Genomic DNA, 19,523 nt, shown 5'->3' with positions numbered 1-19,523 from the left:
TACCCTGCTGTAACGCTTAAGGTCCCTCATCTGTTCGGTTGAGGTTCCGCATTCGGTCGGCACGGTGAATGAACCGCAGCAGTCGCTTTCGGTTCGAGAAGGGTTGCGACTCACTGCCCCCGTTTGGCCGAGGTCGCGAACCGGACGGCTTCCTCAGCGGCGCGCACGAGGGCGCGGGCCTTGTTGGCGCATTCGGCATCTTCGGACGCGGGGTCCGAGTCGTAGACGATGCCGGCGCCGGCCTGCACGTGCATGACGCCATCCTTGATGACGCTGGTGCGCAGGACGATGCACGTATCCATCTCACCGCCGGCGCCGAAATAGCCGATGCAGCCACCATAGATGCCGCGCTTTTCCAGCTCGAGTTCGTCGATGATCTCCATCGCGCGCACCTTGGGAGCACCCGAGACGGTACCGGCCGGGAAGCCTGCGGCGAGCGCGTCGATATTGTCGAACCGCTCACCAAGCCGGCCCACGACGTTGGAGACGATATGCATCACATGGCTGTAGCGTTCGATGCCGAAGCTTTCGGTGACAGTGACGCTCCCGATCTCGGAGACACGTCCCACATCGTTGCGCCCAAGATCGAGCAACATCAGATGTTCGGAACGCTCTTTCGGGTCGGCCAAGAGTTCTGCCTCCAAAGCACGATCCTGCTCGGCCGTCTCACCGCGCCGCCGGGTCCCAGCGATCGGTCGGATCGTGACGTCGCCGTCGCGAACCCGGACCAGAATTTCGGGGCTTGAGCAGCAGATCTGGAAGCCGCCAAAATCGAGGTAGGACAGGAACGGCGCCGGATTGACACGGCGCAGCGCCCGATAGAGCGAGAACGGCGGAAGCGCGAAAGGCGCGGAATAGCGCTGGCTGAGGACGACTTGGAACACGTCGCCCGCAACGATGTAGTCCTTCGCGGTCGCGACCATGTCGAGAAACGCCGCGGTGCCCGTGTTCGAGACCGGCTCGCTCGCCTCGACAAGCGGATCGACCGGCTGCGCCACGACCGCGAGCGGACCTTCCAGGATCGCCACGATCGCGTCGAGCCGGTCGATGGCTGAGGCATGGGCGGTCGCGGCCGACACACCCGGCCTCGGGCGCACGGGGGTCACGACGGAGATCTCGTCCTTCACCGCGTCGAACACCACCATGACGGTGGGCCGGATCATGATGGCGTCGGGCACGCCGATCGGGTCGGGCTTGGCCGGGGCAAGCCGCTCCATGTGGCGCACCATGTCGTAGCCGAGATAGCCGAACACCCCCGCCGCCATCGGGGGTAGGCCCTCGACATGCGGGATGCCCGATTCGACCAACAACGCCCGCAATGCCGCGAGCGGCTTGCCGGGGCAGGGCTGATAATGGCCGTTGCCCGACAGAGCGTCACGGTCGATTTCGGAGCTTTCACCCGTGCAGCGCCAGATGACGTCGGGGTCGAGCCCGATCATCGAATAACGGCCGCGTGTCATGCCGCCTTCGACCGATTCGAGCAGGAAAATGTTCCCCTCGCGCCCCTGCGACAGCTTCAGGAAAGCCGAGACCGGCGTCTCGAGATCGGCGACCAGCACGGACCGGATTAGCGTCGGCCGGCCCGCGTCATAATCCGTCGAGAAAGCGTCGAACGCTTGCGTCGTCGTCATGAGTCGCTGCCGATCGCGGCGCGATAGGCCGTCGGATTGATTCGGACGCCAATCTTGCCCTGCACTTGGGTGAGATAGGAGGCAAGCATGTCCTCGGCGAGCCAGGATTGGTACTGCGCGTCCATCTGCTTGGTCTGTGGCGACTCCGCGTCGAGCGGGGGCACGACGCTCCCAAGAATCTTGAACACGATGCGTGTGTCGCCTCCGCCAGCCGCCGAGGCGGCCTGACCGACCGGCTCATTGAACACCTGTGCGACCGTGCTGGCATCGAGGCCGGTGCCACCTTGGCGGCGCACGTCGGCGACATGTTGCACCGGAAGGCCGAGGGTCTTGGCCACGGCCTCGATCGAGGTGCCGCCGTCGATCTCCTTAACCAGCGCTTCGGCCTTGGCGCTGAGCGCTTTTGCGGTCTCGTCGCGACGCCATGCAGCCTCGACCTTCGTCTTGACCTCGTCGAGGCTCTGCGCGCGGGCGGGCTCGATCGCCGCCACCTCGTAAAAGATCTGGCCGCCGTCCGGTGTCCGGACGACATCATTGTCGACGCCGACGTCGGACGCGAAGGCGGCTTTCAGGACGGCGGCGACATCGGGAATATCGGCGATCGGCTTACCGTCCTTGTCGCGTCCGGAAGCGTCGACGGGCTCCGTCGTGCGAGCCGACAGCCCGGCGGCCTTGGCGGCATCGACGAGGCTCTGGCCCGACGCGCGCGCGTCCTCGACCTTGTCGTGCAGGGCGCGAATGTTTTCGGCCGCGCGGCTGGCCGCGATCTCGCCGCGCAGCGCGGGCGCGACCTCGGCGAGCGGACGAACCGTGGCCGGATCGATAGCCGTGACCTCGACGATCGCGGCCCCGAAGGCATTCTTGATCGGATCGCTGACCCCGTTGAGCGGCAAGGCAAAAGCCGCATCCGCCACGGCCTTGTCGAACAGACTGGCTTTGGTGACGCGGCCGAGATCGAGATCTTTGTCGCTGAGCTTCCGCTCGGTCGCGATATCGGCAAAGCTCTTGCCGGACTTGATGGCCTGGGCGGCCGCGACCGCCTCCGCCTCGGACGGGAATACGATTTGGCGCAACGTCCGATATTCGGGCGTGCCGTATCGAGCATCCTTGACGCTGTCATAGAGCTTGGCGACATCGGCATCCGACACGTCGTCTGGCTTGGCCAGAGCCGTCGGCGTCAGCGGCAGCAGGACGAGCTTGCGATATTCCGGGGCCCGGAATGTTTGGGCGCGGTCGTCGAAGAACTTTTTCAGCGTGGCGTCGTCGGGCTGCGGGATCGTTCCCGCCACCGAACTCGGCAGCACGATCGAGTCGATGCTGCGCGTTTCGGCATCGAAACGGTGCAGCGTTTCGACCGCCGCGACGGGGGTCTTGATGCTTCCGACGAGACCTTGAACGAGCTCCTGCCGCAGGTAGACGTTGCGCTGCTCGCGCACGAACATCTGCTCGGTCATGTCATTGTCGCGAAGAATGGCGTTGAACTGATTGCGGTCGAACTGTCCGCTGGCGCCCTTGAAGGTCGGGTCGGAGACAATCGCCTTGGCGATCTGATCGTCCGAGATCGACAGGCCCATGGTCGAGGTCTGATTATCCAGCACGGCTTCCGACACGAGGCGCGAGAGCACCTGCGTATCGATGCCATATTGATGCGCCTGGGCGTTGGTGATCTGCCGCCGGGCGCGCTGCTGCAATTGCTGCAACTCGTTCTGATATGCTTGGCGGAAGGCCTCCACCGTGACACTGGCGGTTCCCACGCTGGCGATCTGGTTGGCGTTAAAGCCAGTAAATACAGGGCCGATTCCCCAGATCACGAAGCTCACCATGATCAGGCCCATGATGACCGCGACGACGGCTTTGCCCGCCGTCGTGTTCTGGATGGCGCGCAGGCTCTCAAGCATATGTGGTCTCGTTCAACGGATCATCGATGGAATGGCGCCTGGGCCAAGTGGCCCGCTCCGGGCCGGCGCGGCGCACTATAGGGAGCGTGTCCCGCCCGCGCAACGCGAAGCGATGGTGCGGCGACGGGGACTTGTCGGGGTTGCCGGCCTGGGCCAAGTCTTGCGCCATATCCCTTTTCAAGAGGTGGATCAGCAATGCATTACTTGAACCTCGGCGGCACCGGTCTCCAAGTGTCGCGGCTTTGTCTCGGCTGCATGACCTATGGCGAGCCGGATCGCGGCCCGCATCCCTGGACGTTGCCCGAAGCAGAGAGCCGGCCCTTTCTCAAGCGGGCGCTCGACGCCGGGATCACGTTTTTCGATACAGCGAACGTCTATTCGGCCGGGTCGAGCGAGGAGATCGTCGGGAAAGCGCTGCTCGACTATGTGCCGCGCCACGAGATCGTGCTGGCCACCAAGGTCAACGGCCCGATGCGGAAGGACGCCAACGGGCGCGGGCTATCGCGCAAGGCCATCATGGCCGAAATCGACGCAAGCCTTAAGCGGCTCGGCACCGACTTCGTCGACCTCTACCAGATCCACCGGTTCGATCCGCACACGCCGATCGAAGAAACGCTGGAGGCGCTGCACGATGTCGTGAAGGCCGGAAAGGCACTCTATATCGGTGCCTCGTCGATGCATGCGTGGCAGTTCGCCAAAGCGCTTTACCTCGCCGACCTGCATGGTTGGACACGCTTCGTCTCGATGCAGAACCACTACAATCTCATCTATCGAGAGGAGGAGCGCGAGATGATGGGCCTCTGCATTGAGGAAGGCATCGGCGTCATTCCCTGGAGCCCGCTGGCTCGCGGCAAGCTGACCCGCCCGTGGGAGGACCAGCCAACCACCAAGCGGGCCGAGACGGACGAGTTCGGCAAGACGCTTTATGCGAGCGACGCCTCCGACAAAGCCGTCGTGGCCGCCACAGCCGAGGTCGCGGCTGCGCGCGGCGTACCGCAGGCGCAGGTAGCCCTTGCCTGGCTGTTGGCGCAGCCGGGCGTAACCGCTCCAATTATCGGCGCCTCGAAGCCACATCACCTCGACGATGCCGTGGCGGCGCTGGCGATCGACTTATCGACCGAGGAGGTCGCCAAATTGGAGGCTGCTTACACGCCTCATGCGGTCGCCGGATTCGAATGAAACCGTCAAACCGGCGCGGCTGATCCAAGCGGTCGGTCGGTTCCAAGCCGCCATTGCAATCGCATTGGCGGCTTGTATAGTCCGCGCCGCTCGCACCACCCGGGCACATCCCGGCCGAGCTTTGGAGTCTGCCCGCTTTGTTTACGCCCGCATTTGCACAAACGCCCGGCATGTCCGGTGGCGGAATGGACCTCGTTCTTCAGATGGCCCCCTTCGCGGTCATCCTCGTCATCATGTATTTTCTGATCCTCCGCCCTCAGCAAAAGCGCGCTAAGGATCACCGCGATCTCGTCAGCAACGTGCGCCGCGGCGACACCGTCGTCACGACGGGCGGCCTCATCGGCAAGGTCACCAAGGCGACCGAGCCGGCCGAGATCGAACTCGAGATTGCCGTCAACGTGCGGGTTCGCCTGTTGCGGACGATGATTTCCGAGGTGCGCGCCAAGGGCGAGCCCGTCAAGGACGTCCCGGTCAAGGCCTGACCGCTCCTTCGTTTCGTCGCGTGGCCTGAGCCAAAGGCACGCGCCTCAAGAGTGTTGAAGCAAGCCCATGATGCGTTTTGCCACCTGGAAGATCTTGTCGATCCTCGCAGGGACATTGATCGCCATCCTTCTGGTGATCCCGAGCTTGCTTCCGCCCGATCTGCGCGAAGACGTTCTCAAACATAGCCCGTCCTGGTTGCCGGCGCGCGCGATCGTGCTGGGGCTCGATCTTCAGGGCGGCGCGCATGTGCTTCTCGAAGTCGACGCGAATGCCGTGACCAAGACGCAGGTCGAAAACCTGCGCGACGATGTGCGGCGGCTGCTGCGCGAGCAGAATGTTCGTCTCACCGGCGGCGTCGGTATGCAGAGCCGTGGGGTGCAGTTGCGCGTGCCGGACGCAGCCGAGCGCGACAAGTTGTTGCCCAAGCTTCAGGCGTTGGCCGCTCCGATCGGTGCGAGCCTGACGGGCGCCGTCTCCAGCTTCACGATCAACCAGGGCAGTGATGGACTGATCCAACTGACCCTCTCGGACGCAGGGATCAACGACCGGGTCCGGCGTGCGGTCGATCAGTCGATCGAAGTTCTGAGACGTCGCGTCGATGCCCTCGGCACGACCGAGCCGAACATCCAGCGGGTCGGCGACGACAGAATTCTAGTCGAAGTTCCGGGCCTGCAGGACACGCAGCGCCTGAAGGATATCCTCGGGACGACCGCGAAGCTCGAGTTTCGCCTCGTCGCCGACCCCGGCGCCAACCCGGCCGATATCGAGGACCTGCCGAACTACAAGTCCGATAGTCCCGGGACGACGCCGGTGCAGCGTCAGATCATGGTTCAGGGCGAGGATCTCACCGATGCGTCCCCCGGCTTCGAGCAGCAGACCGGGCAGCCTGTCGTCAATTTCCGCTTCAATCTGCGCGGTGGGCAACAATTCGGTCAGGTCACCTCCGAAAATGTCGGCAAGCGGTTCGCCATCGTGCTCGACGGCAAGGTCGTCTCGGCTCCGGTGATCCGTGGCGCGATTCCCGGCGGCTCGGGCCAGATTTCCGGCGGCTTCACGGTCGAAGAGGCCAACAACCTTGCGGTGCTGCTTCGCGCCGGCGCGCTGCCGGCGAAGCTGACGGTCGTTGAGGAACGCACCGTCGGTCCTGGCCTCGGGCAGGACTCGATCAACGCCGGAAAGACCGCTTTCTATGTCGCGGCCGCTCTCGTCCTCACCTACATGATCACGACCTACGGTATTTTTGGCATCTTCGCCGATATTGCCTTGGCGGTTCATATCTTGCTGATTTTCGCCGCCATGGTGTTGCTCGGCGCCACCCTCACGTTGCCGGGTATCGCGGGGATCGTGCTGACGATCGGCCTCGCGGTGGATGCCAACGTGCTGATCTACGAGCGGATCAGGGAAGAAAATCACGCCGGGCGCTCGATCATCTCGTCGCTGGACTCAGGCTTCAAGCGGGCTTTCGCAACCATCGTCGATTCGAACGTCACGATGTTCGTGGCGGCCCTGATCCTGTATCTCTTCGGGTCAGGTCCGGTGCGGGGCTTCGCGGTTTCGCTCGGGCTGGGGATTCTGACCTCGATCGTGACAGCCGTCACCATGACCCGCATGATGATTGCGCTCTGGTATCGGGCCAAGCGACCGACCAAACTGCCGATCTGACGCGCTTCACTTGTCGTTCTGTCGATCCTGGCCGGTGGCTTCGATCGATCGGCGCTTAGGACAATCCACCGTATGAAACTTCTTCGTCTGGCCCCCGAGAACACCAAATTCGGGTTCATGCGCTTCCGGCGCTGGAGCTATCCGTTCTCGGCTTTCATGTCGATCGTGTCGGTCGTGATGTTCATCATGGTCGGGGTGAACTTCGGCATCGATTTCGCGGGTGGCACGTTGCTCGAACTTCGTGCGAAATCCGGTACGGCGGATCTCTCGACGTTGCGCCGTGTCGGCGACAATCTTGGCCTTGGTCACCTCGAAGTGCAGGGCTTTGGCCAGCCGTCCGACGTCACGCTGCGGGTCGGCCTCCAACCCGGCGGCGATCCGGCTCAACAAGCCGCCGTCGCCAAACTCAAGAGCGCGATCGGCGATGGCTACGAGTTTCGACGCGTCGAGGTCGTCGGACCGAGGGTCTCGGGCGAATTGGTCCAATCGGGGACGCTCGGCGTCGTCGTCTCGATCTTCGCCGTCCTGGTCTATCTGGCGTTCCGGTTCGAGTGGCAATTTGCGGTCGGCGCCGTCATCGCGACGATGCACGATCTGTTGCTGACGGTCGGCTTCTTCTCGGTCACGCATCTCGAGTTCAACACGACGTCGATCGCCGCGATTCTGACGATCGTCGGCTACTCGTTGAACGAAGCCGTGGTGGTGCTCGACCGCATCCGGGAAGTCATGAAGAAATATAAGCGGATCTCGACGGCCGACATGATCGACATGTCGATCAACGCTGTGCTGCCGCGGACCATCATGACGGCCACGACCGTGTTCCTGGCCTTGTTGGCGCTGGTGTTCTTCGGCGGTGAAGTCATCAAGTCCTTCTCGCTCGCGATGATGTGGGGCATTTTCGTCGGGACCTATTCGTCGATCTTCATCTGCTCGCCGATTCTGATCTATCTTGGCGTTCGCAACGAAACGCGGGATGCTCCGGTTAACGAGCCGAAACAGAAACCCGTGCAGACCACGAAGGCCACCGCCTGATCGATCCTGGCTCGATCGTGCTCTGAGGACCGAGGCACAATGGCTGGCGAACTTCACGATGGCTTCGTCCCCGGCAATCATCTGATCGAGGCTTACGGCAACGGCGGTTTCCGCTTTGCCAGCATGTCCCACAAGGGCTCGATCATCGTGATGTCGTCGGGAATCTACGCGTGGACCGCCGACAGCCCGGCCGATATCTTGCCCGGAACGCTCGGACCGCTCTTCGACGCGCCGAAGGGCAGCATTGAACTTTTGCTTGTCGGAACCGGGACCGATCTTGTTCCGCTGCCGGACGCCTTGCGCCAACGGCTGAAACAAGCCGGCATCCGATCCGACCCGATGTCGACCGGCGCTGCGGCGCGGACGTATAATATTCTCATCGGCGAAGGGCGTTTGGTCGCGGCCGCGCTTCTGGCCGTCGCATGAGCCACATTCCGCCATCAGCCGCGGCCTCGCTTGCTGAACATTATGTCCATTGCGAAGCCCATGTCCGAGCGGGCGATCGCGACTTCTGGCTTGCGATGCTGTTCGCACCGGCTGCGAAGCGTCCGCATCTTTATGCCGTCCGGGCATTCCTGCTCGAGATCGCGCAGGTGCGCGAACGCGTCACGGAACCATTGGCTGGGGAATTGCGGCTGCAATGGTGGCGCGACGCGATCGAGGGCGAAGCCCGGGGCGATGTCGCGTCGCATCCGGTCGCGGCCGCATTGCTCGATACAATTCAGACTTGTCGCCTTCCGCGCGAGGTGCTGACTGACCTGATCGAGGCGCATCGCTTCGATCTCTACGACGATCCCATGTCGACGCTGCACGATTGGGAGAATTATTGCGAGCAGACGGCGGCGGGGCCGATCCAGGTGTTGGCCATCATCTTGACCGGGAAGCAGGAGCCGGGTGGCATCGGGGCCGCCTCCCATGCCGGCGTGGCGCTCAGCGTCATCGGGCAACTCGCCGACCTTTCGCGGCACCGCACGCCGGTTTATTTGCCGGCTGATCTTTTGGCGCGTCATAAGCTCAAGCCCGCCGACATCGAAGCCGGTCACGCGACCAAGCAGATTGAGCAGATGCTTGCCGACATGCGGGGCATCGCACGACTGCATCTTGACGCCCTGCGGAATCAAGCATCGACAATAGAGCCGGCCGCATTGCCGGCTTACCTGCTGACCAGTCTGGTCGAGCCGACCCTACGCCTCAGCGAGCGCAAGGGACGGGACCCCTTCACCGAGCCTCTGCTGCTCCCGCGCTGGAAGCGGCAGTGGATCATGTGGCGAGCCAGCCGACGCAACGCTCTCTGAGTGCTCCGCTTAGCGGCCGGTCAGCACCGGTAAGTCGTCTCGTGCTCCCCATTCGGCCCAGGAGGCGTCGTAGATACGCGCCCCGTCGTGGCCTGCCGATTCGAGCGCCAAGGCGACGATCGCGGCCGACAGGCCCGATCCGCACGTAGCGATGACCGGTTCGGACGGTTCGACGCCGGTCTCGTCGAAGAGATCCTGCAGCACCTCGGGAGTCTGAAGCCGGCCATTCACGACCAGTTTGTCGAACGGGAGATTGCTGCTGCCTGGCATGTGGCCGGATCGCAGGCCGGGGCGCGGCTCGCTCACTTCGGCCCGGAAGCGCTCGCCCGGGCGTGCGTCGACCACGAGAGCCGAGCCATCGTCGAGTGCGGCGCGGACATCCGCCAAGGTCGCGACAGCCTTCGGATCGAGCACGGCATTGAAGGTGGCGGCGGGTTTCGGGCTGCTTTCTCCCGCAACGAGGGGACGGTTCTCCGCTTTCCATTGCGGCAGGCCGCCCTCGAGAAGCGAGACAGCCTTAGCCCCGAAGGTCCTGAACGTCCAACGCACGCGCGGCGCCGAGAAGAGACCCGATCCGTCATACACGACGATGTGGTGCTGATCGGAAATCCCGAGAGCGCTGACCGCAGCCGTGAACATCTCGAGGGTCGGCAGCATGTGGGGCAGGCCGGTCGAATGGTCCGCGATCGCATCGACGTCGAAGAAGACGGCGCCAGGAATATGCGCCGCATTATATTCAGCGCGCGGGTTCCTGTTCAGGGTCGGCAGATACCAGGATCCATCGACGACGATGACGGTCGGGTCGTCGAGGTGCTCGGCCAGCCAGGCCGTGGTGACGAAAGGCGATGAGGGAGCGGAGGGGGTCGGCATGGCGAACTCGCATCAGATAAGACGGGACGTGCTTTTCTCTATCAGCTTCCCAAGGCTTTTGGCTTGGCCTAGAAGGCGGGTGTTGCAAACTCCACGAGCTCAAGAGGCCCCGCATGACCGCGATCGTCGATATTCTCGCCCGTGAGATCATGGATAGTCGAGGCAATCCGACGATTGAAGTCGATGTGATCCTCGAATCGGGCGTTCAGGCCCGGGCCGCTGTTCCGTCGGGAGCCTCGACCGGCGCGCATGAAGCCGTCGAGTTACGGGATGGCGACAAGAGCCGGTTCAGTGGCAAAGGCGTCCTGAAGGCCGTGGCCGGTGTGCAGACCATTTTTGAAGCGATCGCCGGCATCCCGGTCGAGGAGCAGGTGCGGATCGATCAAGCCATGATCGACCTCGACGGCACGCCCAACAAGGCGAAGCTCGGCGCCAATGCGATCCTCGGCGTGTCGCTTGCGGTCGCCAAGGCGGCGGCCGAAGAACTCGGTCTACCGCTGTTCCGCTACGTCGGCGGCACCCAGGCGCATGTGCTGCCGGTTCCGATGATGAATATCGTCAATGGCGGCGCCCACGCCGACAACCCGATCGACTTTCAGGAATTCATGATCCTGCCGGTTGGCGCGCCGAGCCTAAAAGAGGCCGTGCGCTGGGGTTCTGAAGTGTTTCACACGCTCAGGTCCGCACTGAAAAAGGCCGGTCAGAACACCAACGTCGGTGACGAAGGCGGGTTTGCGCCGAACCTGCCATCGGCGGAAGCTGCGCTCGACTTTTGCATGGACGCGATCCGACAAGCCGGCTTCAAGCCGGGCGACGACATGGTGCTCGGGCTCGACTGCGCCGTGACGGATTGGTTCAAGGACGGCCAGTATCATTATGAAGGGGAGGGCAAGGTCCGCTCGATTCAGGAGCAGGCCGAATATCTCGCCAAGCTTGCGACCGACTATCCGATCGCCTCGATCGAAGATGGCATGTCGGAGGATGATTGGGAGGGTTGGAAGATCCTGACCGATCTCATCGGCTCGAAATGTCAGCTCGTGGGTGACGATCTCTTCGTGACCAACACATCGCGCATCGCGCGTGGCATCAAGGATGGCGTCGCCAATTCGTTGCTGGTGAAGGTCAACCAGATCGGGACGCTGACCGAAACCCTCGCGGCGGTCGAAATGGCGCAGCGTGCCGGCTACACGGCGGTCATGTCCCATCGGTCCGGCGAGACGGAGGATTCGACGATTGCGGATCTCGCGGTCGCGACCAATTGCGGACAGATCAAGACCGGCTCTCTCGCGCGGTCGGACAGATTGGCCAAGTATAATCAGTTGATCCGCATCGAGGAAATGCTCGGCAGCCAGGCGAAATACGCTGGTCGCAATGCCCTCAAGGCGCTCGCCAAGCTCGGCTGAACGGACCACAACAGACCATCGTGAGAGGGCGGGCCATAGGGCTCGCCCTTCTGCGTTTCAGGGAGACGTAGCTGGTGCGACTCGCAGGCGGATTAAAGCTTTTTCAACCATGCTGGCGCAGGCTCAAATCATGGTCGTTCGCACGCGTCTCCGCGCCATTCTCTATCCCGTTCTGCTCTACGCTCTCTCTGGCGTCGCAGCATCGTATTTCATCTATACGGCCGTGAATGGCGAGCGTGGCTTGAAAACAAAGGCGGAATACAAAGTCCAGATTGCTGCATTGCGAGATAATCTGACACAGTTGAAGACCGAGCGAACGCTCTGGGAGCATCGCATAACACTTATGCGTTCGGAGGCAGTCGATCGTGACCTCTTGGAAGAGCAAGCGCGATTAAAGCTCGATTTCGTCGATCCCCGTGATCTTGTTGTGTTTTCGAAAGTCTCCGCAAAACCCTGACCCGCGTCTACAACAGACCTGATCTGCGCGCAGCGCTATGGTGCAGTGCGGCATGGGCAAAGTCGCTTTGTTTTCGCAAAATCAAAGGCTTATTCGGCCCGAATGCGGCGTGGCGCCCCTCGCTTTTGGCCGAATGCTCCGCTAGTTTCCCTGCGAGTTTATAGAGGCCCGGTCTGCCCAGGCCGATGGTTCGCAAGGATCGTTCATGTCCCTCGCCGCACAATCGCCTCGTCCAGAGGTCAACGCGTCCAAACCCGCCCCGTCGTCGAACCTCGCCGTCTTTACGAAGGACGAGGAGCTGGCGGCCTACGACAAGATGCTGATGATCCGCCGCTTCGAAGAGAAGGCAGGCCAGCTCTACGGCATGGGGATGATCGGCGGCTTCTGCCATCTCTACATTGGCCAGGAAGCGATTGTGGTCGGCATGAAGATGGCATCCAAGGAAAACGATAAAGTCATCACCGGCTATCGCGACCATGGTCATATGCTGGCCTGCGACATGGATCCGAAGGGTGTGATGGCGGAGCTGACCGGTCGGCGCGGAGGATATTCCCGCGGCAAGGGCGGCTCGATGCATATGTTCTCCAAGGAAAAGCATTTCTACGGCGGCCACGGTATCGTCGGGGCGCAGGTGTCGCTGGGGACCGGCCTCGCCTTTGCCAACGCCTATCGGGGCGATGGGTCCGTCACCATGGCTTATTTCGGGGATGGCGCCGCCAACCAAGGGCAGGTTTACGAGAGCTTCAACATGGCTGAGCTGTGGAAGCTGCCGATCGTCTATGTGATCGAAAACAACCGTTATGCGATGGGCACCTCTGTCGCCCGCTCGTCGGCGCAGACTGATTTTTCCCGTCGCGGCGTGTCGTTCAATATCCCTGGCGACAAAGTGGATGGGATGGACGTTCGGGCCGTCAAGGCAGCGGGTGAGCGGGCGCTGGAGTGGTGCCGCTCTGGCAATGGTCCGATGATCCTCGAAATGGAGACCTACCGCTATCGCGGCCATTCGATGTCCGATCCGGCCAAGTATCGGTCGCGCGAGGAAGTGCAGAAGATGCGCGACGAGCAGGACCCGATCGAGCAGGTTCGCCAGCGTTTGATCGACCAGCACGGCGTCAAGGAAGATGAACTCAAGGAGATCGACGCCAAGGTGCGCGCGATCGTCAATGAGGCTTCGGATTTCGCCCAGCACGACCCCGAGCCCGACGCGTCCGAACTTTGGACCGACATTCTTCTCTGACGCACGGCCTATAGGAAGCACTGATGGCAACGAATGTGTTGATGCCGGCGCTGTCGCCCACGATGGAGCAGGGCAAGCTGGCCAAATGGGTCAAGAAGGTCGGCGACAAGGTGAAGTCCGGCGATATCCTGGCCGAGATCGAAACCGACAAAGCCACGATGGAAGTCGAGGCCGTCGATGAGGGGACGCTCAGCGCCATCTTGATCGATGAGGGGACCGAGAATGTGGCGGTCAACACCCCGATCGGGGTGATCGTCGCTGAAGGCGAGGCGGCGGATGCGATGCCGACGGCGACCGTCAAGGCGCCGACCGAGTCGACGGATCAGGGCGGTGGTGCGGCCAACGGCAACGTGCCTGCATCCGAGAAGCCGGATGTTGCAGCGAAGTCGGATGAACGGGCTCTCGCGACGTCTAAGCTGAACGGCGCTGCTCATACCGCCGATCACGCCATGGATGGTGGCGCGGCCGATGAGGCGCCCGAGGTGCCGGAGGGCACCAAATTCGTCCAGATCACGGTGCGTGAAGCCCTGCGTGACGCGATGGCCGAAGAAATGCGGCGCGACGGCAATGTGTTCATCATGGGTGAAGAGGTCGCCGAATATCAGGGCGCCTATAAGGTGACCCAGGGACTGTTGCAGGAATTTGGCGCCAAGCGCGTCGTCGATACACCGATCACGGAACATGGCTTTGCGGGGATCGGCGTCGGCGCCGCAATGGCGGGGCTGCGCCCCATCATCGAGTTCATGACGTTCAATTTCGCCATGCAGGCGATCGACCAGATCATCAATTCGGCCGCCAAGACGCTGTATATGTCGGGTGGGCAAATGGGGTCACCCATCGTGTTCCGCGGTCCCAATGGAGCTGCCGCGCGCGTCGGGGCACAGCATAGCCAGGATTTTACCGCTTGGTATTCGAGCGTGCCGGGGCTCAAGGTCGTCGCACCCTATTCGGCCGCAGACGCGAAGGGGTTGCTAAAGAGCGCGATCCGCGACCCTAACCCGATCGTGTTTTTGGAAAATGAGATCCTGTACGGGCAGTCGTTCGACGTGCCGGATCTCGAGGACTTCACCGTGCCGATCGGTAAGGCGCGTGTCGCCCGCAAGGGTAAACATGTCACCATCGTGTCGTGGTCGATCGGCATGAGCTACGCCTTGAAGGCAGCTGACGAACTCGCCAAAGACGGTATCGAAGCGGAGGTCATCGATCTCCGCACGATCCGCCCGATGGATACGGCGACGATTCTGGCGTCCGTCAAAAAGACGGGCCGCTGCGTGACGGTCGAAGAAGGCTGGGCACAATCGGGCGTTGGCGCCGAGATCAGCGCGCGCGTCATGGAAGGCGCGTTCGACTATTTGGACGCACCCGTCATGCGCGTATCCGGCAAGGATGTTCCGATGCCTTATGCCGCTAACCTCGAGAGACTGGCTTTGCCCAGCATTGCCGAAGTGGTGCAAGCCGCAAAGGCCGTGACCTACCGCTGACGCCGCGTGGTTCGGTTTGTCGATCCTGCTCTGATTTGATTTCGTCGAGGCGCATATGCCCACCAACATTCTGATGCCGGCCCTGTCTCCGACCATGGAGAAGGGAAATCTGTCGAAGTGGCTCAAGAAGGAAGGCGATACGATTAAATCCGGTGACGTGATCGCCGAAATCGAAACCGACAAGGCCACCATGGAGGTCGAGGCGGTCGACGAAGGCACGCTCGCCAAGATCGTGGTGCCGGAAGGCACGGCGGACGTCGATGTCAACGCCGTCATTGGGGTCATCGCGGCCGAAGGCGAGGATGTGAAGACCATCGCGAGCCAGTCGATCGACGCCGCTCCTGCTGCCAAGGCGGCACCCGAAGCTGCGCCTGAAACGAAGGCCGAGCCTGCGACCGTCGAGCAGGGTGCCGCAATCTCCGCGCCGCAGGGTCTGCGCGGCGAGCGTGAGCCTGCGAATGTTCCCATGGCCTCCAAAGGTGAGGAAACTGCGGCCCGTGACGCCGTCGATTTAGGCGCGCAAATTTTCGCCTCGCCGCTCGCCCGACGAATCGCCAAGGATGGCAATCTCGATTTGTCCCAAGTGAACGGGTCGGGCCCGCATGGTCGGATTGTCGAGCGGGACGTGAAAGCCGCGCTCGCGTCGCCGCGCCCGGTCGTGGCCCCGCAGGCAACAGCCGCGGCGCCGGCTCCCGTTCAAGCGCCGGGGCCGAAGCCTGCCGCCGCCTCGGACGAGACCATCAAGAAAATGTATCCGGCCGGCTCGTTCGAGGAGCTGCCGCACGATTCGATGCGGAAAACCATCGCGCGTCGTCTGGTCGAGGCCAAAACGACAATCCCGCATTTCTATCTGTCGGTCGACTGCGATCTCGATGCGCTGATGGCGCTGCGCGAGCAGATCAATGCGGCCGCTCAGAAGGATAAGCATGGCAAGCCCGCCTACAAGGTTTCAGTCAACGACTTTGTGATCAAGGCGCTGGCGCTCGCCTTGATCCGCGTGCCTGAAGCCAACGTGACTTGGACCGAAGCCGCGATGCTGAAGCACAAGACCGCGGATATCGGCGTCGCGGTTTCGATCCCTGGCGGCTTGATCACGCCCGTGATTCGTGCCGCCGAGACCAAGACGCTGTCGACGATCTCGAACGAGATGAAGGATTATGCCGCGCGGGCGCGTAACCGCAAGCTGAAGCCCGAGGAGTATCAGGGCGGCACCTCCGCGGTGTCTAATCTCGGCATGTTCGGCATCAAGAATTTTGCCGCGATCGTCAATCCGCCTCATGCCTCGATCCTGGCAGTCGGCGCCGGGGAGAAGCGCGTCGTGGCCAAGAATGGCGCGCCCGCTGTCGCGACCGTCATGACCGTAACGCTGTCGACCGACCACAGGGCGGTCGATGGCGCGCTTGGGGCTGAATTGATCTCGGCCTTCCGAACCTTGATCGAGAACCCGATGGGAATGCTGGTCTGACCTGCATTGCACGGTCTGCAACGCCGCCGTGCAGGACCCCATGTTCCGTCTCAACGCGATTGAATTGAGTTCTCTCCCATGGCTGACACCTACGACATCATCGTGATCGGCGCTGGACCCGGCGGCTATGTGGCCGCCATTCGGGCCGCACAGCTCGGCTTCAAGACGGCCGTGGTGGACCGCGAGCATCTTGGCGGCATCTGCCTGAACTGGGGTTGTATTCCAACCAAGGCGCTTCTTCGCTCGGCTGAAATCTACCACAACATGACCCATGCGGAGGCCTACGGCCTGAGCGCCAGCGGCATTGGCTTCGATCTGGGCAAGGTGGTCGGGCGCTCGCGGGGCGTGTCGCAGCAACTCGTCAACGGCATCGGCTTCTTGATGAAGAAGAACAAGATCGACGTGATCTGGGGTGAAGCCAAAATCACCAAGGTTGGCGAGATCGCGGTCGTGCCGGCCACGAAGTCGGCCATGGGAAAACCGCCCGTGCCGGCGCCCAAGGGTGCCAAAGGGCCCGGCACCTATCAGGCCAAGCACATTATTGTGGCAACGGGGGCGCGGCCGCGCGCCTTGCCCGGCATCGAGCCCGACGGCAAGCTGATCCAGACCTATTTCGAGGCGATGGTGCCGCAGGCTATGCCGAAGTCCCTTCTGGTCATGGGGTCTGGCGCGATCGGCATCGAATTCGCTTATTTTTACCGCACGATGGGGGCCGAGGTTACGGTCGTCGAAGTGTTGCCGCAGATCCTCCCTGTCGAAGATGCGGAAATCGCCGCTTTCGCGCGGAAGCGGTTCGAGAAAGCCGGGATCAAGATCATGACCGGCGCCAAGGTGACCGGGGTCAAGAAGGGTGAAAACGACATCACGGCAACGATCGACGACGGGAAGGGTGGCACGCTGACCATCACGGCCGATCGGATGATCTCGGCGGTCGGCGTGGTCGGCAACAGCGAAAATCTCGGGCTCGAGGCGCTTGGCGTAACGATCGACCGCGGCATCATCGCGACCGACGGCTTCGGCCGCACGGGTGTCGATGGCATCTATGCGATCGGCGATGTCGTGGGTGCGCCCATGTTGGCCCACAAGGCCGAGCACGAGGGTGTGATCTGCGTCGAGACCATCAAGGGCATGCACACGCATGCGCTCGATCGCGCCATGATCCCGGGTTGCACCTACTGCCTGCCGCAGATTGCCTCCGTCGGGTTGACCGAAGCCAAGGCAAAGGAGGCCGGTTTCGACTTAAAGGTGGGACGTTTCCCGTTCGTCGGTAACGGCAAGGCGATCGCTCTCGGCGAGCCCGAGGGGATGGTCAAGACGATCTTCGACGCCAAGACGGGGCAGTTGCTGGGGGCCCATATGGTCGGGGCTGAAGTCACCGAACTGATCCAGGGTTTTGTGGTCGCGATGAACCTCGAGACGACGGAGGAGGACCTCATCAATGCGGTGTTCCCGCATCCGACCTTGTCGGAAACCATGCACGAGAGCGTTCTGGACGCCTACGGGCGTGTCATCCACACGTAAGAGCCGTGTCGGCAGGGATCGGGTCATCGGGCCTTTCGATCCCGCCACCACCACTCGTATTTTTATGTCGAGCGAGTTCGCCTATAGAAGCCGCTCAACCTTGCCGCACGGTCATCGTGTCGCGATTTCCGGAAGCTGAAGATGTTCGAAGCCCATAGCCTGATCACCGTCCTGTTCGTCGGCCTTGTGGCTGGCTGGCTTGCCAGCCTCATCATGGGTGGCGGAGGCTTGATCCGCGATCTCGTCACGGGCTTGATCGGTGCTTTTGTGGGAAGCTTGATCGTACATGGCTTCGGCGTTCCCCTCCCGATCCATAATCCGCTGATTGCCGATATCGTGATTTCGACGATCGGCGCGGTGGTTGTGGTCGCGATCGCCCGGATCGTGGCCTGACGGTCAAACCCCCGTCGTGCTCTTCAGCTAGGCGAGCTTAGGCCGCGCGGACGTTCCGCAGCGGCGTGTTGTTGGAGGGGAACAATGGATCAACCGCTTGCCGTGATGGGAACGCCGGGCATCGGGTTTCTGTCGTTGATCATTCTTGGCGGCCTAGCCGGCTGGATCGCCGGGATGATCGTCGGCTCACGTCACTGGCTGTTCACCAATATCCTCATCGGCATCGCGGGCTCCTACATCGGCTCCAATCTGGCCCGTGTGTTGAACTTCGGCCTGGTCGGATCGATCGACTACTTCGTCGCGGCCTTAGCCGGCTCGGTTATCCTCCTCATCGTGTGGCGCGCGCTTCATCCTGCGCAAGTCTGACAGAAGCGCTATGGATGCGGTAAGCTTGCGGCGTGTCGCCCGGGGCTTATATCGGCCATGCGGCACGAGATAGTGTTGCAACCCAAATGATGGGCTAAGCTGTCGATCCCAGCGGCCCGCAAGCAAGAAGCATCGAACGCCCCATGGTTTTGGTTCTCGATCTCCTCGGCAAGGATGCGCGCTCAAAGACGGAGAGCGCGCGCCATCCCGAGAAAGCGCATCGGCCCGATCAACCGGTGCTGCGGAAGCCTGATTGGATCCGTGTCAAAGCGCCCGGATCGCCGGCTTATGCCGAAACCAACCGGATCGTCCGTCAACATGGTCTGGTGACGGTCTGCGAGGAGGCGGGCTGCCCGAACATCGGCGAGTGCTGGGAAAAGAAGCACGCGACCTTCATGATCATGGGGGACACCTGCACCCGGGCCTGCGCGTTCTGCAACGTGAAGACCGGCCTACCCGGCGCTCTCGATGCGGATGAACCCGCCAAGATCGGCGATGCGGTCGCCAAGCTTGGTCTCGGGCATGTGGTGATCACCTCGGTCGACCGTGACGATCTCGCCGATGGCGGGGCCGCGCATTTCGCAGCCGTGATCGCGGCCATTCGCGTGGCGGCACCGACCACGACGATCGAGATCCTCACGCCCGACTTCCTCCGCAAGCCTGGCGCGATCGAGACCGTCGTGGCGGCCAAACCGGACGTGTTCAATCACAATCTCGAGACCGTGCCGTCGCATTACCTGAGCGTCCGGCCCGGCGCGCGTTACTTCCACTCGATCCGGCTGTTGCAGAAGGTCAAGGAGCTCGACGCTTCCATCTTCACGAAATCCGGCATCATGGTGGGGCTGGGCGAGCAGCGGAACGAGGTCTTGCAACTGATGGACGACCTTCGGTCCGCCGATGTCGACTTCCTGACGATTGGCCAATATCTTCAACCAACCAAAAAGCATCATCCCGTGATGTCGTTTGTGACGCCGGATGAGTTTAAAGCCTATGCCAGCATTGCCACCGCCAAAGGGTTTCTGCTCGTCTCGGCGTCGCCGCTGACACGGTCGTCGCATCATGCGGGCGAAGACTTCGCTCGTCTGCGTCTGGCTCGCGCGAAGGCAATCGGACCCTCGGCGACCTGACGAGCTCCGCCAAGCCGAGTCTC

18 protein-coding genes are annotated in these 19,523 nt (G+C 62.4%); 15 read left to right on the top strand and 3 right to left on the bottom strand.

The window, feature by feature from the left end; all coding sequences use genetic code 11:
* Positions 1–110: 110 nt before the first annotated feature.
* Positions 111–1,631: an anthranilate synthase component I gene (gene trpE, locus EY713_RS17910; protein WP_131117525.1), complete on the bottom strand. Its 1,521-nt coding sequence runs from the start codon at positions 1,629–1,631 to the stop codon at positions 111–113.
* Positions 1,628–3,529, bottom strand: a complete 1,902-nt coding sequence (locus tag EY713_RS17905) for a SurA N-terminal domain-containing protein (protein ID WP_131117522.1) — start codon at positions 3,527–3,529, stop codon at positions 1,628–1,630. Before EY713_RS17905 ends, trpE begins: the two co-directional genes overlap by 4 nt.
* A 195-nt stretch (positions 3,530–3,724) precedes the next feature.
* Between EY713_RS17905 and EY713_RS17900 the strand changes: the two genes are divergently transcribed.
* The 6 genes from EY713_RS17900 to EY713_RS17875 all read left to right on the top strand — a co-directional run bounded on the left by EY713_RS17900 (position 3,725) and on the right by EY713_RS17875 (position 9,180).
* Positions 3,725–4,708, top strand: a complete 984-nt coding sequence (locus EY713_RS17900; RefSeq protein ID WP_131117519.1) for an aldo/keto reductase — start codon at positions 3,725–3,727, stop codon at positions 4,706–4,708.
* 137 nt (positions 4,709–4,845) lie between these two features.
* The gene (yajC, locus tag EY713_RS17895; RefSeq protein WP_131117516.1) at positions 4,846–5,190 is read left to right on the top strand and encodes a preprotein translocase subunit YajC; all 345 of its coding nucleotides are present in this window, start codon (positions 4,846–4,848) and stop codon (positions 5,188–5,190) included.
* A gap of 67 nt (positions 5,191–5,257) precedes the next feature.
* Positions 5,258–6,853 carry a protein translocase subunit SecD gene (secD, locus tag EY713_RS17890; RefSeq protein ID WP_131117513.1) on the top strand — a complete coding sequence of 532 codons (1,596 nt, stop codon included), beginning with the start codon at positions 5,258–5,260 and terminating at the stop codon, positions 6,851–6,853.
* A gap of 72 nt (positions 6,854–6,925) precedes the next feature.
* Positions 6,926–7,885 carry a protein translocase subunit SecF gene (gene secF / locus EY713_RS17885; protein WP_131117511.1) on the top strand — a complete coding sequence of 320 codons (960 nt, stop codon included), beginning with the start codon at positions 6,926–6,928 and terminating at the stop codon, positions 7,883–7,885.
* 39 nt (positions 7,886–7,924) lie between these two features.
* The gene (locus EY713_RS17880) at positions 7,925–8,311 is read left to right on the top strand and encodes an Mth938-like domain-containing protein (protein ID WP_131117508.1); all 387 of its coding nucleotides are present in this window, start codon (positions 7,925–7,927) and stop codon (positions 8,309–8,311) included.
* The gene (locus tag EY713_RS17875; RefSeq protein WP_131117505.1) at positions 8,308–9,180 is read left to right on the top strand and encodes a phytoene/squalene synthase family protein; all 873 of its coding nucleotides are present in this window, start codon (positions 8,308–8,310) and stop codon (positions 9,178–9,180) included. Before EY713_RS17880 ends, EY713_RS17875 begins: the two co-directional genes overlap by 4 nt.
* A 9-nt stretch (positions 9,181–9,189) precedes the next feature.
* Here the strand turns inward: EY713_RS17875 and sseA are convergent, their stop codons facing one another.
* Positions 9,190–10,050, bottom strand: a complete 861-nt coding sequence (gene sseA, locus EY713_RS17870) for a 3-mercaptopyruvate sulfurtransferase (protein WP_131117502.1) — start codon at positions 10,048–10,050, stop codon at positions 9,190–9,192.
* 113 nt (positions 10,051–10,163) lie between these two features.
* On the opposite strand from sseA, the gene eno reads away from it, so the two are divergent.
* The 9 genes from eno to lipA all read left to right on the top strand — a co-directional run bounded on the left by eno (position 10,164) and on the right by lipA (position 19,500).
* Positions 10,164–11,453, top strand: coding sequence for a phosphopyruvate hydratase (gene eno, locus EY713_RS17865; RefSeq protein WP_131117499.1), 1,290 nt, complete (start codon positions 10,164–10,166; stop codon positions 11,451–11,453).
* A 109-nt stretch (positions 11,454–11,562) separates the two neighbouring features.
* Positions 11,563–11,910 (top strand): FtsB family cell division protein, encoded by a 348-nt coding sequence (locus EY713_RS17860; protein ID WP_245504059.1) that lies wholly within the window; start codon positions 11,563–11,565, stop codon positions 11,908–11,910.
* 205 nt (positions 11,911–12,115) lie between these two features.
* A complete protein-coding gene (gene pdhA, locus EY713_RS17855; RefSeq protein ID WP_131117496.1) occupies positions 12,116–13,147 on the top strand; it encodes a pyruvate dehydrogenase (acetyl-transferring) E1 component subunit alpha in 1,032 nt (343 codons plus the stop codon).
* 23 nt (positions 13,148–13,170) lie between these two features.
* Positions 13,171–14,628, top strand: a complete 1,458-nt coding sequence (locus tag EY713_RS17850) for a pyruvate dehydrogenase complex E1 component subunit beta (RefSeq protein WP_131117493.1) — start codon at positions 13,171–13,173, stop codon at positions 14,626–14,628.
* Positions 14,629–14,683: 55 nt separating this feature from the next.
* Positions 14,684–16,093 (top strand): pyruvate dehydrogenase complex dihydrolipoamide acetyltransferase, encoded by a 1,410-nt coding sequence (locus tag EY713_RS17845; RefSeq protein WP_131117491.1) that lies wholly within the window; start codon positions 14,684–14,686, stop codon positions 16,091–16,093.
* Between the two features lie 78 nt (positions 16,094–16,171).
* Positions 16,172–17,614: a dihydrolipoyl dehydrogenase gene (lpdA, locus tag EY713_RS17840; protein ID WP_131117488.1), complete on the top strand. Its 1,443-nt coding sequence runs from the start codon at positions 16,172–16,174 to the stop codon at positions 17,612–17,614.
* A 141-nt stretch (positions 17,615–17,755) separates the two neighbouring features.
* Positions 17,756–18,007: a GlsB/YeaQ/YmgE family stress response membrane protein gene (locus tag EY713_RS17835; protein ID WP_131117485.1), complete on the top strand. Its 252-nt coding sequence runs from the start codon at positions 17,756–17,758 to the stop codon at positions 18,005–18,007.
* 84 nt (positions 18,008–18,091) lie between these two features.
* Entirely contained in the window at positions 18,092–18,373 is a 282-nt protein-coding gene (locus tag EY713_RS17830; protein ID WP_131117482.1) for a GlsB/YeaQ/YmgE family stress response membrane protein, read from the top strand.
* 143 nt (positions 18,374–18,516) lie between these two features.
* Positions 18,517–19,500 (top strand): lipoyl synthase, encoded by a 984-nt coding sequence (gene lipA / locus EY713_RS17825; protein ID WP_131117478.1) that lies wholly within the window; start codon positions 18,517–18,519, stop codon positions 19,498–19,500.
* Positions 19,501–19,523 lie beyond the last annotated feature (23 nt).

Source organism: Lichenihabitans psoromatis (genome assembly GCF_004323635.1).
In the GTDB taxonomy this organism is placed as follows: Bacteria; Pseudomonadota; Alphaproteobacteria; order Rhizobiales; family Beijerinckiaceae; genus Lichenihabitans; species Lichenihabitans psoromatis.
The sequence above is the reverse complement of the archived record's forward strand: the minus strand, read 5'-3'. Positions and strand labels throughout refer to the sequence as shown.